17 protein-coding genes are annotated in these 17862 nt (G+C 66.0%); 7 read left to right on the top strand and 10 right to left on the bottom strand.

Annotation, left to right across the window (positions count from 1 at the left end):
* Positions 1–18 precede the first annotated feature (18 nt).
* Positions 19–408: a MerR family transcriptional regulator gene (locus C6Y53_RS17075; RefSeq protein ID WP_106473541.1), complete on the bottom strand. Its 390-nt coding sequence runs from the start codon at positions 406–408 to the stop codon at positions 19–21.
* 100 nt (positions 409–508) lie between these two features.
* Here C6Y53_RS17075 and C6Y53_RS17080 point away from each other — a divergent pair, with 100 nt between their 5' ends.
* Positions 509–832 carry a hypothetical protein gene (locus C6Y53_RS17080; RefSeq protein WP_106473542.1) on the top strand — a complete coding sequence of 108 codons (324 nt, stop codon included), beginning with the start codon at positions 509–511 and terminating at the stop codon, positions 830–832.
* Between the two features lie 76 nt (positions 833–908).
* Positions 909–1055: a GDCCVxC domain-containing (seleno)protein gene (locus C6Y53_RS21305; RefSeq protein WP_483251944.1), complete on the top strand. Its 147-nt coding sequence runs from the start codon at positions 909–911 to the stop codon at positions 1053–1055.
* Between the two features lie 94 nt (positions 1056–1149).
* Here C6Y53_RS21305 and acnA read toward each other — a convergent pair whose 3' ends face one another.
* Positions 1150–3834, bottom strand: coding sequence for an aconitate hydratase AcnA (gene acnA / locus C6Y53_RS17090; RefSeq protein WP_106473544.1), 2685 nt, complete (start codon positions 3832–3834; stop codon positions 1150–1152).
* 270 nt (positions 3835–4104) lie between these two features.
* On the opposite strand from acnA, the gene C6Y53_RS17095 reads away from it, so the two are divergent.
* Positions 4105–4803 (top strand): DUF1223 domain-containing protein, encoded by a 699-nt coding sequence (locus tag C6Y53_RS17095; RefSeq protein WP_244614864.1) that lies wholly within the window; start codon positions 4105–4107, stop codon positions 4801–4803.
* Positions 4804–4828: 25 nt separating this feature from the next.
* On the opposite strand, the gene C6Y53_RS17100 is transcribed toward C6Y53_RS17095, so the two are convergent.
* From C6Y53_RS17100 to C6Y53_RS17125, 6 genes are all read right to left on the bottom strand, one after another.
* On the bottom strand, positions 4829–5755 hold the full coding sequence (locus C6Y53_RS17100) for a lysophospholipid acyltransferase family protein (RefSeq protein WP_106473546.1): 927 nt from the start codon (positions 5753–5755) through the stop codon (positions 4829–4831).
* Positions 5756–5766: 11 nt separating this feature from the next.
* On the bottom strand, positions 5767–6636 hold the full coding sequence (locus C6Y53_RS17105; RefSeq protein ID WP_244614865.1) for a DMT family transporter: 870 nt from the start codon (positions 6634–6636) through the stop codon (positions 5767–5769).
* Positions 6637–6720: 84 nt separating this feature from the next.
* Positions 6721–8736, bottom strand: a complete 2016-nt coding sequence (locus C6Y53_RS17110; RefSeq protein WP_106473547.1) for a putative 2-aminoethylphosphonate ABC transporter permease subunit — start codon at positions 8734–8736, stop codon at positions 6721–6723.
* Entirely contained in the window at positions 8733–9848 is a 1116-nt protein-coding gene (locus C6Y53_RS17115) for a putative 2-aminoethylphosphonate ABC transporter ATP-binding protein (protein ID WP_244614866.1), read from the bottom strand. Before C6Y53_RS17115 ends, C6Y53_RS17110 begins: the two co-directional genes overlap by 4 nt.
* Before the next feature lie 103 nt (positions 9849–9951).
* Entirely contained in the window at positions 9952–10971 is a 1020-nt protein-coding gene (locus tag C6Y53_RS17120; protein WP_106473549.1) for a putative 2-aminoethylphosphonate ABC transporter substrate-binding protein, read from the bottom strand.
* A 273-nt stretch (positions 10972–11244) separates the two neighbouring features.
* A complete protein-coding gene (locus C6Y53_RS17125; RefSeq protein ID WP_106473550.1) occupies positions 11245–11844 on the bottom strand; it encodes a biotin transporter BioY in 600 nt (199 codons plus the stop codon).
* Positions 11845–12034: 190 nt separating this feature from the next.
* On the opposite strand from C6Y53_RS17125, the gene C6Y53_RS17130 reads away from it, so the two are divergent.
* Complete coding sequence (locus C6Y53_RS17130; RefSeq protein WP_106473551.1) at positions 12035–12292, top strand: DUF6455 family protein; 258 nt, start codon at positions 12035–12037, stop codon at positions 12290–12292.
* A gap of 4 nt (positions 12293–12296) precedes the next feature.
* Here C6Y53_RS17130 and C6Y53_RS17135 read toward each other — a convergent pair whose 3' ends face one another.
* Positions 12297–12710: a DUF6314 family protein gene (locus C6Y53_RS17135; RefSeq protein ID WP_106473552.1), complete on the bottom strand. Its 414-nt coding sequence runs from the start codon at positions 12708–12710 to the stop codon at positions 12297–12299.
* Between the two features lie 96 nt (positions 12711–12806).
* On the opposite strand from C6Y53_RS17135, the gene purB reads away from it, so the two are divergent.
* From purB to C6Y53_RS17145, 3 genes are all read left to right on the top strand, one after another.
* Positions 12807–14120 (top strand): adenylosuccinate lyase, encoded by a 1314-nt coding sequence (gene purB, locus C6Y53_RS17140; protein WP_106473553.1) that lies wholly within the window; start codon positions 12807–12809, stop codon positions 14118–14120.
* Between the two features lie 97 nt (positions 14121–14217).
* Positions 14218–14382, top strand: a complete 165-nt coding sequence (locus tag C6Y53_RS21075; RefSeq protein WP_211299415.1) for a hypothetical protein — start codon at positions 14218–14220, stop codon at positions 14380–14382.
* A gap of 179 nt (positions 14383–14561) precedes the next feature.
* On the top strand, positions 14562–15662 hold the full coding sequence (locus tag C6Y53_RS17145; protein WP_106473554.1) for a flagellar motor switch protein FliG: 1101 nt from the start codon (positions 14562–14564) through the stop codon (positions 15660–15662).
* Positions 15663–15718: 56 nt separating this feature from the next.
* Here the strand turns inward: C6Y53_RS17145 and C6Y53_RS17150 are convergent, their stop codons facing one another.
* The gene (locus C6Y53_RS17150) at positions 15719–17764 is read right to left on the bottom strand and encodes an ASKHA domain-containing protein (protein WP_106473555.1); all 2046 of its coding nucleotides are present in this window, start codon (positions 17762–17764) and stop codon (positions 15719–15721) included.
* Positions 17765–17862: the final 98 nt, after the last annotated feature.

The following is a 17862-nucleotide window of genomic DNA, read 5'->3' on the forward strand; positions in this document are numbered from 1 at the left end:
GCCCGTGCGCCGGCAGCCCTATGTCGTTCGCAGCCGGGAAAGCAGCGGACAGGATACGTTGCCGCTGTCACAGTTGACCGTGAGCTCCTTCAGCGCGGTTTCCAGACGCGTGAGGTCGTCGATCCTGCTGCGCACTTCGGAAATATGCAGCTCGGCTATCTCCTTTACCGATCGGCAATCCTCGTCGCTGCTTTCGGACAGGGCGAGCAGCGCCACGGCGTCCGCGAGCGGAAAGCCCAGATCGCGGCACCGCCTCAGAAAACGGAGCCTGCCCACATCATGCGCCGAATAGAGGCGCCGATTGTTGGGCGCACGCTGCGGTTTCGGAACGATGCCTTCGCGCTCATAGTAGCGGATGGTTTCGATGCCGACGCCGCTTTGTCGGGATGCCTCTCCTATCGCGATCATGTGAACCGGCCCGGCTTGATCCTGTAGTGACTACAGAAGTTATACACTCTCAACGTTTGCTGCCGCAATGCCACGGCATGAGAAGCACAGGAGGTGCGGAATGCGGAGATACCTCGGCCTCAGCTATGTCGGGTCGACATCGGCCCTCGGGGTCGCATTTTGTTGTGTCCTGCCGATGGTGATGACCCTGCTGGGCATGGGCGGAAGCTGGCTGGCGGTCTTTGGAAAAGTGGCTGGCGTCAGCTACCATGTCCTGGCGGTCTCGACCGTGCTGGTCGTGGCACCGTGGTTGGTTGCCCATCGACGCGGGGCGCTGGCGCGGCTGCGGTGGTGGCTTGCCGGCAGCACCGCGATGACTGTCCTGGCCTGGGTGATGGTGCTCACCGAATCGCGGATAAACGATTACCTGATCAGGCAGATGTGAAACGATGGAAAACCGATCCGTTGTGCTCGAAAGCACATTGACCTGCCCGGAATGCGGACATGCCGAAACCGAGACGATGCCGACGGATTTCTGCCAGTGGTTCTATGAGTGCCGGCAATGCAAGACGGTGCTGAGGCCCAAGGCGGGCGATTGCTGTGTCTATTGCTCGTATGGGACCGTGCCGTGCCCGCCGATCCAGTCTGGCGATGGCTGCTGCGGGTGATCCCTGACGGGACAACAGCCGCGTTGTTTCCATCGCGGCTGTTTCCAGGGGCGTTGGGTGCGGCAGACGGGGGTGCCGCCTGCCGCAGTTCCGGTCACGAACGGGCCAGGTCCCGCAGCACATAGTGCAGCACGCCGCCATGTTCGATGTAGTCAATCTCGATTGCCGTATCGATCCGGCATTTCAGCGTGATCGTTTTGACCGTGCCATCGGCATAGGTGATCTCGCAGGGCACCTCGGCCAGCGGCTGGATCGTGTCGAGCCCGCGGATCGAAACGGTTTCATCGCCGCTCAGCCCCAGCGTCTTGCGGGTGTCGCCGCCGGTGAACTCGAACGGGATCACGCCCATGCCGACGAGGTTCGAGCGGTGGATGCGCTCGAAGCTCTCGGCGATCACCGCCTTGACCCCCAGCAGCGCGGTGCCTTTCGCGGCCCAGTCGCGCGACGATCCCGCGCCATATTGTTCGCCGCCAAAGACGACCAGCGGGGTGCCCGCGGCCTTGTAGGCCATCGCCGCCTCGTAGACGCTGGTCTGTTCGCCGTCCGGGCCCTTGGTATAGCCGCCCTCGACCCCGTCCAGCATCTCGTTGCGGATGCGGATATTGGCGAAGGTGCCGCGCATCATGATCTCGTGGTTGCCGCGGCGCGACCCGTAGGAGTTGAATTCGCGCGGCTGGACCTGGCGCTCGGTCAGATACTGGCCGGCGGGCGAGGTGGTCGCAAAGGACCCGGCGGGAGAGATATGGTCGGTCGTCACCATGTCGCCGAGAACGAGAAGCTCGCGCGCGCCCTCGATATTGGTGATCGTGCCCGGCTCCATGCCCATGTCCTGGAAATAGGGCGGGTTCTGGATATAGGTCGAACTGGGCGGCCAGTCATAGGTTTCGCCGCCGGTGACATCCACGCCCTGCCATTTCTCGTCGCCCTTGAACACGTCGGCATATTTGGCCTGGAACGCTTCGCGGGTCACGGTCTCGTGGACCAGATCGGCGATTTCCTGGTTGGTCGGCCAGACATCCCTGAGATAGACCGGCTGGCCGTCCTTGCCGGTGCCCAGCGGTTCGCAGGACAGGTCGATGGTCATGTCGCCGGCCAGCGCATAGGCCACCACCAGCGGCGGCGAGGCGAGGTAGTTGGCGCGCACGTCGGGCGAGATGCGGCCCTCGAAGTTGCGGTTGCCCGACAGCACCGAGGTCGCCACCAGGTCGCCATCGGCGATGGCCTTGGAGATCTCCGGCTGAAGCGGGCCCGAGTTGCCGATGCAGGTGGTGCAGCCATAGCCCACGAGGTTGAAGCCGATGGCGTCGAGATGTTCCTGCAGCCCGGCGGCTTCGAGATATTCCGAGACCACCTGCGATCCCGGTGCCAGCGAGGTCTTTACCCAGGGCTTGCGGGTCAGGCCCAGCTCATGGGCTTTCTTGGCGACCAGGCCCGCGCCGATCATCACATAGGGGTTCGAGGTGTTGGTGCAGGAGGTGATCGAGGCGATCACGACCTTGCCCGAGGACATGGTATATGCCTCGCCCTCGACGGCGACTTCCTTGTCCGCCGGGCGCTTGAAGGTCTCGGCCATTTCCCGGGCAAAGGCGTCCTTGGCGCCGGTCAGCGGCAGGTAGTCCTGCGGGCGCTTCGGACCCGAGATCGCGGGCACGATGGTGCCCATGTCCAGTTCCAGCGTATCGGTATAGACCGGCGCGTAGTCGGCGCCGCGCCAGAACCCGTTTTCCTTGGCATAGGCCTCGACCAGCGCGATGCGGTCCTCTTCGCGGCCGGTCTGGCGCAGATAGCGCAGGGTTTCGTCGTCGATCGGGAAGAAACCGCAGGTGGCGCCGTATTCCGGGGCCATGTTGGCGATGGTGGCCCGCTGGGCCAGCGGCAGGTTGTCGAGGCCTTCGCCGTAGAATTCGACGAACTTGCCGACCACGCCCTTTTCGCGCAGCATTTCGACCACCTTCAGCACCAGGTCGGTGCCGGTGGTGCCCTCGACCATCTCGCCGGTCAGCCTGAAGCCGACGACCTCGGGGATCAGCATCGAGATCGGCTGGCCCAGCATCGCCGCCTCGGCCTCGATGCCGCCCACGCCCCAGCCCAGGACGGCGGCGCCGTTGACCATGGTGGTGTGGCTGTCGGTGCCAACGAGGGTGTCGGGATAGGCCACGGTCTCGCCGGCCTGATCGGTGTCGGTCCAGACGGTCTGTGCCAGGTATTCCAGGTTCACCTGGTGGCAGATGCCGGTACCCGGCGGCACCACGCGGAAATTGTTGAACGCCGACTGGCCCCATTTCAGGAACTGGTAGCGTTCCATGTTGCGTTCGTATTCGCGGTCCACGTTCATCTGGAACGCGCGCGGGTTGCCGAACTCGTCGATCATCACCGAGTGGTCGATGACCAGGTCGACCGGGTTCAGCGGGTTGATCTTCTGCGGGTCGCCGCCCAGCGCCTTGATGCCGTCGCGCATCGCGGCAAGGTCGACCACCGCGGGCACGCCGGTAAAGTCCTGCATCAGCACGCGGGCCGGGCGATAGGCGATTTCGCGGGGGTTCCTGCCGCCATTGGCGCCCCATTCGGCAAAGGCCCGGATGTCATCGACGGTGACGGTCTTGCCGTCTTCGAACCGCAGCATGTTCTCCAGCACCACCTTGAGCGCGGCGGGCAGGTTGGAGAAATCGCCCAGGCCGGCGGCCTCCGCGGCGGGGATCGAATAATAGGCGACCGTGGCGCCGCCCGCCTGGAGGGTGCGGCGGGTCTTGGATGTGTCCTGTCCGACGGTGATGGGCATGGCTTGGCTCCGTTGCAAGGGTGAAAACGGGAATTCGCTGGCCGCTATCTGCATCAGGCGGACGCGCCGTTCAATAGCTATCCGGCCGGATGCGACGTTTTATGTATACCATTGCACACAGAAACGCCGCGCCGGGCATGGCATTGCTGTCACAATCGGGTGCGGTTTCGCCGTGACGGGATCAAGAAACCTTGATTCGCGTGGCTCGATGCATGTCGTTAGACAGATCGGAAACGCCAGTGGGGGTGCGTGGTCGAGATGCGAATTCTGATGTCATTGGTCCTGTCCTGCCTGGTCGCGGCGGTGCAGGCGGTGCCGGTACGGGCCGGGGACATGCCGGTTGTGGTGGAGCTGTTCACCTCGCAGGGCTGTTCGTCCTGCCCGCCGGCCGACGCGTTGCTGCGCGACCTGACGACGCGTGACGATGTCCTGCCGCTGGCGCTGCATGTGGATTACTGGGACTATATCGGCTGGAAGGACCACTTTGCCCGGCCCGAGTTCACGGCGCGGCAGAAACATTATGCCGCCTTTGCCGGGCGCAAGATGATCTACACCCCGCAGATGGTGGTGGCAGGCCGCGAGGATGTCGTCGGTGTCGATGCCGCGAAACTGGCCGAGGCGATCACGGCCCACCGCGCCAGATCGCCGGTGATGACAATGCGCGTCACGCGATCGGGCACGGCGCTGACCGTGCAGGTCAAGCCGGTCGCGACCGCCGATACCGGCGGGCCGGTTCTGGTGCAGCTGGTGCGGTTCGCGCCGCTGCGCAAGGTCGAGATCTCGTCGGGTGAAAACGCGGGCAAGACCATTGCCTATGCCAATGTGGTCGAGGACCTGTCGGTGCTGGGCGACTGGGACGGCGCTGCCCCGGCCGAGTTTACCGCCCGGCTCGATGGCGACAGCGCCTCTGCGGTGCTGATCCAGCGCCCGGGGCCGGGGGCGATCCTGGCAGCCGCGCGGGTCAGGTAGGCGCGGGTCAGGTGGGCCGGCCGTGTCAGTCGTCGGGGGCCTGCGACTGCAACCCCAGCCCGCCCCAGGGTTTCCAGCGGCGGTGGATCCAGAACCACTGATCCATATGGGCCCGCACCAGGTCTTCGAGCCCGTCATTGATCGCCTGGGTCATGGTCTCCGGGTCCGAATGCGGGATCGGGTCCTGGAACACGATCTCGAAATCGAGCCCGTTGTCCTGCCGGACCGCATAGACGGGCAGCAGCATGGCATCGTATTTCAGCGCCAGTTCCGCGGGCACGACGCTGGTCACCGCGGGCTGCCCGAAAAAGGTCAGTTCGCGCCCGCCATGGGCGTGCAGGTCGCCGACGATGGCGATGATCCCGCCCGATTTCAGGTGGCGCACCATCTGCGACATGCCGCGCCGGCCTTGTTCGAACATCGGCATGCCGATCGCCTCGATCTTGCGGACGTAATGTGTGTTGAAATACGGGTTGGCCATCCGCCGGTAGAGCGCGCCCATGCGGAACCCGCGCGCGATCAGGTTGGCGCGCGCGGCATCGTAATTGCCGAAATGGCCGGTCATCAGGATCACCGGCCTGTTCGCGGCGCGAGCGGTCTCGAGCGCGGCGAACCCCGGCCCGGACACCGGCGCGGCGCGGGCGCGTTCGATGAACGGGCGTCCCGCGTAGATCTCGATGATCGAGCGCCCGGCATTGTCGGGAACCGCGCGGCACAGCCGTTCGATTTCGTCGCCGGTCAGATCGGGCCGGGCCAGCGCCAGGTTGTTGCGCACACGCTTGTCGAACCCGGCCAGCGGAGCCAGAACGCGGGCGGTGAACCCGCCCATCATCGGCACCCGGATGCGATAGGGAACCAGTCCGACCAGCCCGATCAGGCCGCGCAGGAACAGGTTGGACAGGTAATACCCGATGCGGGTGGACCGGGGCAGGGCTGCGGGATCGGCGGGCATGTGTGCGCGTGTCAGTTCCTGCTCGTCTCTCGGTACCAGACATACAGACCCCCGGCTGCGATCACAAGCGCGCCGAGGATGGTCCAGCGGTCCGGGAACTCGCCGAAAAACAGCGCCCCCCACAATGCGGCGAAGACGAGACCGCAATAGGAATAGGGGGCGAGCATCGCCGCCTCGCCCATCGAAAAGGCGCGGATCATCGCCAGCTGCCCGGCCACGCCCGCGCAGATGATCGTGAGGATCGGCAGAACGGCCGAGGCATCCGGGGTCTGCCAGTGGAAGGGCAGGGCAAGCGTCAGGACGATGGTGCCGACAAGGCCGGTGTAGAACAGCGATGTCCAGGCATCCTCGTCCGCGCCGACCCGCCGGGTCAGCAGCGAATAGGCCGCATAGCAGCCGGCGGCGCCCAGCGGCAGCAGCGCGGCGGGCGAAAACACGTCGCTGCCCGGACGCAGCACGATCACCGCCCCCAGCAGGCTGATCCCGACACCGATGATCCGGCGCGGCCCCAGCGCTTCGCCCAGAAACAGCGCCGCCCCGACGGTGATCAGCACCGGGTTCACCGACATCAGCGCGGCCGCATCCGAGAGCGGGATCAGGCTGAGACCGGTGAAGAAGCTGGCCGTCGCGCCCATCAGCAGGACCGACCGCAGCAGTTGCAGGCGCGGATAACGGGCGCGGGCCACGGTCCGCAGGCGCGGCCCGACGATCGCGAGCACCATCGCCATGTGCCCGGCGTAGCGCACCCAGATCGTCGGCACGAGACCGATCTTCGGTGCCAGCGCCTTGGCGCCGGAATCCATCAGGGTGAAACACAGGATCGCCAGGACCATCAGCCCGATGGCCTGGCCGTTGCCGGCAGGGGCGTCAGCGCGCATCATCGGCGCAGTCCGGTGTGGCGGATCGGGTCATGCGCCGTTGATAGGCACGGCGTTCGGGCTTGTCCATCGCCCCCGGCGCGGCGGCTATCGCATGCGCCAGGCCTGTGCGCGGGCCAGGATGCCGCGCGACGCGACCAGGTGCAGGATCCGCGCCAGCGCGTTGGTGTAGAAGATCATCATGCCCATCGCCGCCGCCGGTGCGATGTCGCCCGCATCGTCCATGTTCAGCACCGCGATGGAGGCCAGCGTGGTCTTGGGCGAATAGAGGAACACCACCGCCGATACCGTCGTCATCGCGTTTACGAACAGGTAGATCGAGATGTCCAGCACCGCCGGCAGGCAGACCGGCACCGTCACCCGGGCAAACAGCTTCATCGTCGGCTGCTTCAGCGACGCGGCCACCGATTCGAATTCGCGGTCCATCTGCTTGAGCGCGGTCACGGCGGTCAGGTGCGACACGGTGTAGAAATGCGTGACCGTGCAGATCACCAGGATCGCCATGGTGCCATAGATCGCGTTCAGCGGGTTGGCGGGGTTGTTGAAGAAAAAGATATAGGCCAGCCCCAGCACCATGCCCGGAATGGCCATCGGCAGCATCGCGAACATCTGGAACAGGGCGCGCCCGGTCCGGAACCCCCTGGTCTTTTCCACCAGGTAGGCGCCGAAGAAGATCACGGCGGTTCCGATCACGGCGGTCAGCAGCGCCAGCCGGATCGAGTTGAAATAGCTTCCCCAGCCGCCGCCATCCATGCGGTCGAACTGGAAATTGTTCAGGCTCAGGCTCAGGTCATAGGGCCAGAACCTGACCAGCGCCGCGAACTGGCAGACCCCCAGCAGGCCGATGATGAACAGGCCGATCGCGCAGGCATAGGCAAAGAAGAACCGGTCGATCTTCCGGTCCGGCTTCGGTGCAAACGGCACCGACCGCGCCGACAGCAGCGCGACCTGGCGGCTCTGCACCGCGCGGTCGATGGCAAAGGCGAGGATCGCCGGGATCACCAGCACCACCGAGACCACCGCGCCCATCTCGAAATTCTGCTGCCCGATCACCTGCTTGTAGATGTCCACCGCGAGCACGTTGAACTGGCCGCCGATGACCTTGGGCAGGCCGAAATCGGTGATCACCAGGTTGAACACCACGAAGGCGGCCGAGATCAGCCCGTAGCGCGCGCCGGGAATGGTGACGGTCCAGAAGGTGCGCCAGCGCGAGGCGCGCAGCGCGGTGGCCGCCTCGTAGAGCCGCGCGTCCGAGATCGCCAAGGCCGTCGAAATGATGATGAAGGCATGGGGGAAGGTGAAGAACACCGACCCGATCACGATGCCGATGGGGCCATAGATCGAGGCGCCGAACATCAGGTCCTTCAGCATTCCCTGGTTGCCGAACAGATAGACCAGCGCGATGCCGGGCAGCAGCGACGGCACCAGGATCGGCATCATCGCGATCAGCCGGAACAGCCCCTTGAACCGCATGCAGGACCGGTTCAGCGCATAGGCGAACCAGAAGGCGAGCGTCACGGTGACGATGGTCGAGATCACCGCGATCACGATCGAATTCTGGATCGAGTTGAACAGCGCCGGTGTCGAGAAATAGCTGGCGAAATTGCCCAGCCCCCGGGTTTCCACCGGGCGCAGTTGCACGCGGCGGAACGTGTTGCTGTCCAGCTCCTGCCAGCTGGTGTCGTCATGCAGCGTCGAGCCGACCAGGAACCGGCCATCGTCGGTGGCGTTGCGGATGCGGTATCTGACCGGGCTGCGAAAGCTGAAATCGGGGAAGAAGGCGGTCACGCCAAGCCGCCCGTCCGATCCGGCGATCAGGTCGGCGGGCGTATAGGCCCCGGTCGCCTCGTTCAGTTCGGCGGCGGTGCGGATCGTGCCGTCAAAGCGACCCTCATCGTCGCTGACCTGGAGCTCGAACGCGGCGAGATCGAAGCTGTAGGTCGAGATCGATTTTGACAGCATCGCGTAGAGCGGAAAGGCCAGCGTGACCAGCAGATAGAGCGCGATCACCACCATGCCGCCACGCATGATCAGGTCGTCGCGTCCCAGCTTGCCGCGAATGGCTGGTCCCTCGGGGAGGCGCTCGGCGTCGCGTGCGATCATCGGGCGTTCCCAGTCTCATCGGGCATGTCGAAGGACATCAGCCGCGCCGCGGGCAGTTCGACCATCATCGCCGCGCCGGGATCGAGCCTGAGGCGCCGGACCGCGTTGATCGAGAAATCGGCATAGAGCCCGGCCAGCGCCGGTTCGCTGCAATCCAGCCGGCAGCGCCAGAAGGAGCCGAGAAACTCCATCTCGGCGATGGTCACCGCGATGCAGTTGCCGTTGCCGGAGGCGCGGTCGGCCGGATAGGGGATGACATCTTCGGGGCGGATCACGGCTGCGACGCGGGAATCTTTGGCAAAGTCATGTGGTTGCGCGTCGAGGTTCAGGTTGCCGACGCGCAGGCCCGACCCGGTCGCGATGGCATCGAACCGGTTGGTTTCGCCGATGAAGTTTGCCACGAACAGCGTCGCGGGATGGCGATAGACCTGCGGCGGCGTGCCGATCTGTTCGATCGCGCCGCGATTCATCACCACGATCCGGTCGGCCATCGAAAGCGCCTCTTCCTGGTCATGGGTCACCATCACCGTGGTGACACCCAGCTGGCGCTGCAATTCCTTGATCTCGTGGCGCAGATGCACGCGCACCTTGGCGTCGAGCGCGGAGAGCGGTTCGTCGAGCAGCAGCAGGCCGGGATTGGTGGCGATGGCGCGGGCCAGCGCGATGCGCTGTTGCTGGCCGCCGGACAGTTGCGCGGGGTATTTCGTGCCCTGGTCGGACAGTCCGACGAGGGCCAGCAACTCGGCCACGCGGGCGGTGATCTCGGATTTGGGCCGGCCGGTGTTTTCCAGCCCGAAGGCGATGTTCTTTTCGATGGTGAGGTTGGGAAACAGCGCGTAGGACTGGAACACGATGCCGAAATCGCGTTCCGATGGCGGCAGGTTCGACACGTCGCGGCCCGCCTGCATCACCGTGCCGCGCGACTGCAGGTCCAGCCCGGCGATCGCACGCAGGAGCGTGGTCTTGCCGCAGCCCGAGGGGCCGAGAAAACAGACGAACTCGCCCTGTCCGATGCTCAGCGACACATCACGGAGCGCGAGGAAGTCGCCAAAGGCCTTCCACAGGTTTTCGATATCGAGATAGGGCGCGGTCTGCGTGGTCGGGGCGTTCAATGTGTGCATCCGGTTCCGGCAAGAGGGCGAGGGCGCAGCCGCACCGCGCCCGGTCAGGGCGCGGTGCCGGGTGGGCGGCATGGGCCGCCCCTGCGCGGGCGCGTTACTTGGCTTCCGATTTGCCGTCGTAGCGCGCCTGCCATTCCTTCAGGATCGCGGCGCGGTTGTTGGCGGCATATTCGAAATCATTGTCGATCATCGCTTCGAGCAGGCCCTCGGGGAAATGTTCGACCGGCTTGGCGATGCCCGGATAGGCAACCACCGCATAGCCGGTATTGTACATTTCATTGGCCTCCTTGGTGACGGAGAAATCGACCAGTTTCTGCGCCGCTTCGAGATTGGCGGTGCCGGCAACGATGGCGGTGGCTTCCATTTCCCAGCCGACGCCTTCGGTCGGCACGATGATCTCGAGCGGCGCGCCGGCGGCCTTGGATTTCGCACCGCGGAAGGCAAAAGATATGCCGATCGGGATCTCGCCGGCCGCCGCCATCTTGCAGGGTTTGGACCCGGAATGGGTATAGCGGGCGATATTCTCGTGCAGCTTGTCCATGTATTCCCAGCCGCCATCCTCGCCGAAGATCTGCAGCCAGCTGGACACGTCCAGGAACCCGGTGCCCGAACTGTTCGGGTTCGGCATGATGATGTGACCGGAATACATCGGATCGGTCAGGTCCTGCCATGACGAGGGCAGGCTCAGCCCCAGCTTTTCGCCCTCGACGGTGTTGAAACAGACCGCGGCGACATAGGCATCCATACCGGTCCAGCTCGGCGGGGTGCTGTCGTCGACGAACCGGGGGTCGAGCGCCTCGACACCGGCGGGCGCATAGGGTTCCAGCATACCCTCGGATTTCAGCAGCAGCAGCGAGGTTCCGGCCAGCCCCCAGATCACGTCCGCCTGCGGGTTGTCGCGCTCTGCCAGCAGCTTGGCGGTGATGATGCCGGTGGAATCGCGGACCCAGTTGATCTTGATGTCGGGATTCGCGGCCTCGAAGGTCTCGGCATAGCGTGCGAGGTCTTCGGCCTCGACCGCGGTATAGACGGTCAGTTCGGTCTGCGCGGCGGCGGCCGATCCGAAGACGAGCCCCGCGGTCAGCGCCACGGTCAGTTTCAGTTTGGATAGCATCAGGTTCAGCTCCCTTATCGTTGGTTCACGGGTCCGACCGCTTGTTGCGCGGGTCTTGTATCAGTTTCTTGACGCTTGCAGTCTGTCACGCATGACAGCGAGAAAAAGGCTTTTCTGCCTTTTATGTCATAGGTCCGGCTTATGATCTGTCGGGTCGGGCGCTTCGGGATACCGCCGGAAGACCGATTGGTGTCAACGGTTTGGGCATGAAAAAGGGCCCGGACGATACATCCGGGCCCAAGGAAGGCTTTCGGTTGATCGGCGCGCGCCGGATCAGGTGCGGGCGTTGCCCACCAGTTTCCACAGCGCGGGCAGCAGCAGGGCCGCCATGCACAGCTTGATGGCGTCGCCGACCACGAACGGGGTCAGGCCCCATTGCAGGATCGGCTGGTCCCAGCCGTAGAGCTGGCCCAGCCAGAGCAGGCCCGGCACATAGATCAGCACGTTGCCGAGCAGCATCGCCAGCGCCATCTTGCCCGCCGAACGGTCCCATCCGCGCGCTGCCAGCGCACCCAGCGCGATGGTGGCCAGCACATAGCCGACCAAGTAGCCGCCGGTGCCGCCCATCATGTAGGTCAGGCCGAATTTCTCGGCCGTCGATCCCGCGAAGACATCGAAGCCCAGGGCGCCGACCAGCAGGTAGCCGAGGATCGTCACCAGCCCCAGCCGCGCGCCATAGGCGGCACCGATGGCGAGGACGCCAAAGGTTCCCATCGTGATCGGGACCGGCCACATCGGCACCTTGACCTTGGCGGCTATGGCCAGCACGGCGATGCCCAGCATCACCAGAATCACCTGCTTGATCCGCAGCGCGGCACCGTTCCTGGGGCCGAAGGCGTCGGCCAGAACGCCATGAGTTGCAGCCAGGGTCATACGATCGCTCCTTGTCGTGTTGTGTCAGTCGCGCGAAGGTGCCGGAAATGCTGCGCTGCCGCAAGGCCGAAGTCGCGGCGCGGCGGCGAACCCGCATTGACGGAGATCCCCGCATTGACAGAGATCAAAGTCGCCCCGATCCCGATGCCGCATCCTGTTCCCGTCCCGTTGCACTGCAGGAGGAGAGCGGATGGGCCTGTTTTCGAAAATGGCGGACAGCGCCGACCTGGTGAACGGCATGGCCGAACGCCTGGGGGCGGATCTGCGATCATATCTGGGGCGCGACCCCGAGATCAACGCCGCCAGCTATCGCACCATGGTCTACCGGTGCACCACCTGCGTCGACCAGGACGGTTGCCGAATGCTGCAATCTGCCCATGACAGGCTCGACCACGCGCCCGCCTATTGCCGCAACAAGCAGGAACTGGAGCATCCCGGCGGATCGTGAGCGTTCAATCGCCGCGCCGGTAATCCGAGATCATCCGGTAATCCTTGCGCGGGCCTTTGACCTGCCACTCGACCCGGAACCGGGGCCAGCCGGTGAAATCGTAGATCGCGACATAGCTGTCGGGGGCGCAGAAATGCGTGGCGGTGCCTCCGTGGCGCGGCACCGCGTGGAAAAACCGCCCGTCATCGAAGAAGACCCGCAGATCGTTGTCCCAGCGATAGCGCCGGGTCGCGTGCATCGGGGCGTGTCCCGCGATCCGCAATTGCCCGTCCTCGACATGGTCCAGCCCATCCGCGCCGCGCGTCCAGCGCGCGTGGCCCGAGAAGACGGCCGCCGGGCCGCCGGCCTGTTCGATCCGTCGTGACAGCTGCCAGACGCCTTCGAAATCGCCGGGTTCGACCGCAACGTTTGCCCGCATCCCAGCCCCTGTCCCGACACGCCACCTTGTCGCGCCCCGCCTGCCGGTCTATGAGGCGCGCGATCCCGCCTATTCCACGAAAAGGGTGCCTTGCCAATGATCCCCCGCTATTCCCGTCCCGAGATGGTCGCCATCTGGAGCCCCGAAACCAAGTTCCGCATCTGGTACGAGATCGAGGCCCATGCCTGCGATGCCATGGCCGAGTTGGGGGTGATTCCGAAGGAAAACGCCGAAGCCGTCTGGAAGGCGAAGGATGTCGAGTTCGACGTGGCCCGGATCGACGAGATCGAGGCGGTGACCAAGCATGACGTGATCGCGTTCCTCACCCATCTGGCCGAACATGTGGGCAGCGAGGAGGCGCGGTTCGTCCATCAGGGCATGACCTCGTCGGATGTGCTGGACACCTGTTTCAACGTCCAACTGACCCGCGCCGCCGATATCCTGATCGAGGACATGAAGGGCCTGCTCGCCGCGCTCAAGCGCCGGGCCCATGAACACAAGGACACGGTGCGCATCGGCCGCAGCCACGGCATCCATGCCGAGCCGACCACGATGGGGCTGACCTTTGCCCGGTTCTACGCGGAAATGGACCGCAACCTGAATCGGCTGGAAAAGGCCCGCTACGAAATCGCCACCGGCGCCATCTCGGGCGCGGTCGGCACCTTTGCCAATATCGATCCCGCGGTCGAAGACCATGTCTGCAGGCAGATGGGCCTGGAACCCGAACCGATCAGCACCCAGGTGATTCCGCGCGACCGCCACGCGGCGTTTTTCGCCGCCCTCGGCGTGGTGGCCAGCTCGATCGAGAACGTCGCCACCGAGATCCGCCACATGCAGCGCACCGAGGTGCTGGAGGCCGAGGAGTTCTTTTCCAAGGGTCAGAAGGGCTCCTCCGCGATGCCGCACAAGCGCAACCCGGTGCTGACCGAGAACCTGACCGGGCTGGCGCGGCTGGTGCGTATGGCGGTGGTGCCGGCGATGGAAAACGTGGCGCTCTGGCACGAACGCGACATCTCGCACAGTTCGGTCGAACGCAACATCGGCCCCGATACCACCGTGACGCTGGATTTCGCGCTGGCACGGCTGACGCAGGTGGTGGACAAACTGGTGATCTATCCCGACAACATGCTGGCCAACATGAACAAGTTCCGCGGCCTGGTGATGAGCCAGCGGGTGCTGCTGGCGCTGACGCAGGCCGGCGTCAGCCGCGAGGACGCCTATCGGCTGGTCCAGCGCAACGCGATGAAGGTCTGGGAGCAGGGCAAGGATTTCAAGACCGAACTGCTGGGCGATGCCAAGGTGACCGCCGCGCTGAGCGCCGAGGAGATCGAGGAGAAGTTCGATCTCGGCTATCACACCAAACATGTGGATACGATTTTCGCCCGCGTGTTCGGGTCGGGCGACGACTGAGGCGCCGCCGGGCCGGCCGCCAAAGTCGTGATTTGGCGGCGGGCGCCTTCTGTGGCATGATGCAGCCGGGCCGTTTCCGGCCCGTCAGGAGGTAGCCATGACCATCAAGACCGCTCTTGTCGCGTTTGTGCTGGCCACGACGCCCGCCGTTTCGATGGCCGTTGGCGGCTGCTCGGAGCGCGACCACCAGGCACAGTCCTGCGCCCCCGGCACCGTCTGGGATGCGGGCCAGCAACTCTGCGTGGATCAGGCTTCGAGCTGATCGCCGCCACGATGCCGGTTCTTGCAGCCGCCCCGGCGACCGAGGGGTGGCTGGATAATGCTGCGCGGATGTCCTCGCAATTGAGCGCTGATTCCGGATCGCGGTTCAGGATTTCTTTACCGGCATCGGCCTAGCCTGACAGTGTCCCTCGGTGGGGACATGCAGGCAGGGACAGATCGATGCAGCAGGACAGGGCCGTGGCGGGCTTGCCCGGCGCGGTGAACACGACCGGGGCGGGGGGCGGGATGCCGGAACAGGCGGCGCCCCCCGTGGCTCTGGACGACGGCACCAAGGCGGCGATCGTGGTGCGGCTGCTGCTGAACGAAGGCGCCGACCTGCCGCTGGAAGAGTTGCCCGAGGCGCTGCAGGAAAAGCTGATCCAGCGCATGGGCGACATGCGGCTGGTGGATCGGGATACCACCATTCGCGTGGCGCAGGAATTTGCCACCATCCTCGACAGCGTCGGCCTGTCCTTTGCCGGCGGGCTGGCCGGGGCGCTCAGCGCGCTCGACGGGCGGATCAGCCCACAGACCGCGCAGCGCCTCCGCAAGGAGGCGGGCGTGCGTCAGTCCGGCGATCCCTGGGACCGGCTCCAGGCATTGCCGGTCGGGGATCTGGCGGCGATGGCCGCGACCGAAAGCATCGAGGTGGCGGCGGTGCTGCTGTCCAAGCTCGAAACCGCGCGGGCGGCGGAACTGCTCGCGCATCTGCCCGGCCCGCTGGCGCGGCGCATCACCTATGCGGTATCGCAGACCGGGGCGGTCACGCCCGACGCCGTCTATCGGATCGGGATGTCGCTGGCGGCACAGCTCGATGACAAGCCGGTGCCGGCCTTCGACCGGGCGCCGGGTGAACGGCTGGGGGCGATCCTGAACCAGTCGGCTTCAGCCACCCGCGACGAGATGCTCAGCGCGCTGGACGAAACCGATGCCGCCTTTGCCGGTGCCGTTCGCCGCGCCATATTCACCTTTGCGCATATCCCCGCCCGGCTCGGTTCGCGCGATGCGGCGGCGGTGGTGCGCGCGGTCGAGCCGGCGACCATGCTGGCGGCGCTGGCCGGGGCAACCGAACCGGCCGACCGGGCCGCGGCCGACTTCCTGCTCGACAACATCTCGAACCGGATGGCCGACAACCTGCGCGAGGAAATGGCCGAACGCGGCGCCGTTCCCGCCGCCGAGGCCGACGCCGCGATGACAGCGGTTGCGACCGCCATTCGCGGCCTGGCACGGGACGGGGCGATCACGCTGCGCCCGGAGGACGAAGACGCCCCCGCGTCATAACGCACGGCGGGCTGCGGGCAGGGTGCCCGGTTTCGCGCCGCAGGCCGGCGCGGGTGTCAGCCGCGCCGGCGCCGGCGGCGGCCCCCGGTGGCGCCCGCGTCTCCGCCCGCGTTGAACGCGGGCGACGGCAGCGTCACCACCTTGGCCAGTTCCGGGAACGGGTCGGTCTTGTGCGGGATCGCGTTGGCGGCGACGAAATGATCCTGGAACTTGGGCTCGATCGCGGTTTCGACCTTGGTGATGTCCCGCACCACCCGTTCGATCTCGGCGCGCGCGCCGATGTTGCACAGGGCGATCCGGGCGCCGGTTCCGGCCGCATTGCCGGCGCTGGTCACCTTGTCCAGCGGGGCATCTGGGATCATGCCCAGCACCATGGCGTGCCTGGTCGAGATATGGGCCCCGAAAGCCCCGGCCAGCACCACGCGATCCACCCTGTCGACATTCATGTTGTCCATCAGCAGCCGCGCCCCGGCATAGAGCGCGGATTTCGCGAGCTGGATGGCGCGGATATCGCCCTGGGTGACGGTAATGCGCGGCCCGCCCGTTTCGGTGGCGTCATGGATCAGGTAGGCGTGGGTCCGCCCCTCGGGCCGGCAGCGCCAGGTGCCGGTCTGTTCGGCCGAGCCGATCAGCCCGCTTTCGTCCAGCAATCCGGCCATGCGCATCTCGGCCACCGCCTCGATGATGCCCGACCCGCAGATGCCGGTGACGCCGGTGGTGGCGATGGCATCGTCGAAACCGGGCTCGTCGGACCAGAGCTCGGACCCGATCACGCGGAACCGCGGGGTCCGGGTGGCCGGGTCGATCTCGATCCGCTCGATCGCGCCGGGTGCCGCGCGCTGGCCGGAGGAGATCTGCGCGCCCTCGAAGGCCGGGCCGGTGGGCGACGAACAGGCCAGCACCCGGCTCTTGTCGCCCAGCAGCAGCTCGGCATTGGTGCCCACATCGACGATCAGCACCAGGTCATCGGATTTTCCCGGTTCCTCGCTCAGCGCCACGGCGGCGCAATCGGCGCCGACATGACCCGCGATGCAGGGCAGGATATAGGTGCGCGCGCGCGGGTTGATCGCGTCCAGCCCCAGGTCCCGCGCCGGCAGCGATAGGCTCTCGGAGGTGGCCAGCGCAAACGGGGCCTGGCCCAGTTCGACCGGATCGAACCCCAGCAGCAGGTGGTGCATGACCGGGTTGCAGACGAAAACCGTCTCGACGATCAGGGCCGGGTCGATATCGGCCTCGGCGGCGATCGACGCGGCGAGATCGTTCAGCGCGCCCCGGACCGCGGCGGTCATCTCGGCATCGCCGCCGGGGTTCATCATCGAATAGCTGACCCGGCTCATAAGGTCCTCGCCGAACCGGATCTGCGGGTTCATCAGCCCCGATGACGCCACCACCACGCCGGTGTCGAGATCGGTCAGATGCCCGGCGATGGTGGTCGAGCCGAGGTCGATGGCCAGCCCGAAGAGACCGCTTTCGTGCAGGCCGGGCCAGATCTCGACGATCCGCGCCGCGCCGCCGTGGTGATCGCGATAGAGCGCCACGGTGACCTGCCACTTGCCCTTGCGCAGCACCGGTTGCAGCTTGGCCAGCAGCGACAGGTCCGCCGTCACCGCGTCGATGTCCCACTGGTCCTTCAGCGCCCGGGCCAGCCGTTCCAGGTCGCCGGTGGGCGAATGCATGTCGGGTTCGTCCACCTCGACGAAATACAGCCGGGTTGCCGGGTCCATGGTGATGGCGCGGGCGGTGGCGGCCTTGCGCACCACCTGCCGGTGGACCTGGCTTTCGGGCGGCACGTCGATCACGACATCGCCTTGCACGGTCGCCTGGCATCCCAGCCGGCGCCCCGGTTTCAGGCCGCGCTTGTCGTCATATCTCTGTTCGACGGCGTTCCAGTCGCTCAGTGCGTCCTCGCGCACGGTGATCCCGTGCTTGGGGAACTCGCCATGGGACGGCGTGATCTGGCATTTGGAACAGATGCCGCGCCCGCCGCAGACCGAATCGAGATCGACGCCCAGCTGGCGCGCGGCGGTCAGCACCGGCGTGCCGACCGGGAAACGCCCGCGTTTGCCGGACGGGGTAAAGACGACAAGGGGATCGGTGGTCATGGCGGGCCGGCCTTTCTTCGGTTCGCCGCCACCATAGGCTGATGCGCGGGAAGCGAAAGACGGCTTGCGTCGGTTTGTGGCCGCCAAACGTCGCTGTG

It is taken from the genome of Pukyongiella litopenaei (assembly GCF_003008555.2).
In the GTDB taxonomy this organism is placed as follows: domain Bacteria; phylum Pseudomonadota; class Alphaproteobacteria; order Rhodobacterales; family Rhodobacteraceae; genus Pukyongiella; species Pukyongiella litopenaei.

Excerpts from the sequence above, each read along its gene's own strand:
- C6Y53_RS17075 (WP_106473541.1), bottom strand. The coding sequence starts at position 408 with ATGATCGCGATAGGAGAGGCATCCCGACAAAGCGGCGTCGGCATCGAA.
- C6Y53_RS17080 (WP_106473542.1), top strand. The coding sequence starts at position 509 with ATGCGGAGATACCTCGGCCTCAGCTATGTCGGGTCGACATCGGCCCTC.
- C6Y53_RS21305 (WP_483251944.1), top strand. The coding sequence starts at position 909 with ATGCCGACGGATTTCTGCCAGTGGTTCTATGAGTGCCGGCAATGCAAG.
- acnA (WP_106473544.1), bottom strand. The coding sequence starts at position 3,834 with ATGCCCATCACCGTCGGACAGGACACATCCAAGACCCGCCGCACCCTC.
- C6Y53_RS17095 (WP_244614864.1), top strand. The coding sequence starts at position 4,105 with ATGTCATTGGTCCTGTCCTGCCTGGTCGCGGCGGTGCAGGCGGTGCCG.
- C6Y53_RS17100 (WP_106473546.1), bottom strand. The coding sequence starts at position 5,755 with ATGCCCGCCGATCCCGCAGCCCTGCCCCGGTCCACCCGCATCGGGTAT.
- C6Y53_RS17105 (WP_244614865.1), bottom strand. The coding sequence starts at position 6,636 with ATGATGCGCGCTGACGCCCCTGCCGGCAACGGCCAGGCCATCGGGCTG.
- C6Y53_RS17110 (WP_106473547.1), bottom strand. The coding sequence starts at position 8,736 with ATGATCGCACGCGACGCCGAGCGCCTCCCCGAGGGACCAGCCATTCGC.
- C6Y53_RS17120 (WP_106473549.1), bottom strand. The coding sequence starts at position 10,971 with ATGCTATCCAAACTGAAACTGACCGTGGCGCTGACCGCGGGGCTCGTC.
- C6Y53_RS17125 (WP_106473550.1), bottom strand. The coding sequence starts at position 11,844 with ATGACCCTGGCTGCAACTCATGGCGTTCTGGCCGACGCCTTCGGCCCC.
- C6Y53_RS17130 (WP_106473551.1), top strand. The coding sequence starts at position 12,035 with ATGGGCCTGTTTTCGAAAATGGCGGACAGCGCCGACCTGGTGAACGGC.
- C6Y53_RS17135 (WP_106473552.1), bottom strand. The coding sequence starts at position 12,710 with ATGCGGGCAAACGTTGCGGTCGAACCCGGCGATTTCGAAGGCGTCTGG.
- purB (WP_106473553.1), top strand. The coding sequence starts at position 12,807 with ATGATCCCCCGCTATTCCCGTCCCGAGATGGTCGCCATCTGGAGCCCC.
- C6Y53_RS21075 (WP_211299415.1), top strand. The coding sequence starts at position 14,218 with ATGACCATCAAGACCGCTCTTGTCGCGTTTGTGCTGGCCACGACGCCC.
- C6Y53_RS17145 (WP_106473554.1), top strand. The coding sequence starts at position 14,562 with ATGCAGCAGGACAGGGCCGTGGCGGGCTTGCCCGGCGCGGTGAACACG.
- C6Y53_RS17150 (WP_106473555.1), bottom strand. The coding sequence starts at position 17,764 with ATGACCACCGATCCCCTTGTCGTCTTTACCCCGTCCGGCAAACGCGGG.